Origin of the sequence: Bacillus sp. SRB_331, from assembly GCF_003264175.1 — a bacterium.
GTDB lineage: Bacteria > Bacillota > Bacilli > Bacillales > Bacillaceae_G > Bacillus_A > Bacillus_A mycoides.
The window spans coordinates 1-819 of record NZ_NADV01000160.1 but is presented as its reverse complement, the minus strand read 5'-3'; the positions used below and the strand labels follow the sequence as shown (position 1 = coordinate 819).

The 819-nt window shown below is 46.3% G+C and carries 1 protein-coding gene; it reads right to left on the bottom strand.

Annotation, left to right across the window (positions count from 1 at the left end; translation table 11 throughout):
* On the bottom strand, positions 1-819 hold an 819-nt coding region (locus tag B5P42_RS31625; protein ID WP_142674085.1), incomplete at both ends, for a DDE-type integrase/transposase/recombinase.

The window sequence follows — 819 nt, the reverse complement described above, 5'->3', positions numbered from 1 at the left end:
TACGCATCGCAACCGAACGTTCGCAGGTGCATTAGGTATGGTTTCTTATTGTGCCAGGCTTCGAATGGAGACATGTGTTCCGATAGGTGATTGTGGGGCCTGCGATTGAGGAGATAAACGGCTGTACAAACAGAGGCTGTCCAGAAGTTTTGCTTTAAGTTTGCACCGAATCGTATGCTCTCTGCGCAGTCCATGATTGTGCGCTTCAGTCTTTCGATTATCCCGTTTTGCTCTGATTGATACGGAACAATTTTTCTATGCACAATGCCCAGTTCTTGAAACAGCGCCTGACAGTCGTTGGAAGTATATTCGCCGCCATTGTCGCTTTGAAAGTATTTTACTGAGAAGCCCTTGTCCAAGAAAAGAGTATTGACCATTCTGATGAACGTTTTGATTGCTAGAAAAGCCTCGGATTTCCTTCGAAGTAGATAAACGACGGTATACCTTGTGTGCTGATCTAGGAATGTGATGTAGTATCTTGATCTAGAATGGATGCCATCAACTGGAAAAGGTCCGGAAATATCGCTGTGAACGATTTCGAGGGGTGAGCTGGTGGAGTTATTGGAAAAACGCGCTATCTTGCCTCTTGGCATCTTCCCCATCAAACAGCCATTGCAGAGCTCCGAACGTTGATTGGGTATGATCTTTTCACCGCCATTGATGCCTTGTAGGATTACGTCGAGATCGGCATTGTTGATGTGGCCGAGGCGGTTGTGCCAAAGTTGATGCAGATTAACGCTTGTCGCAATAGATGAGGCAACGAACGGTAGATGAGGTATGTTACGATGATCAGGGAACGGGTACAAGTTGTTGGCATCC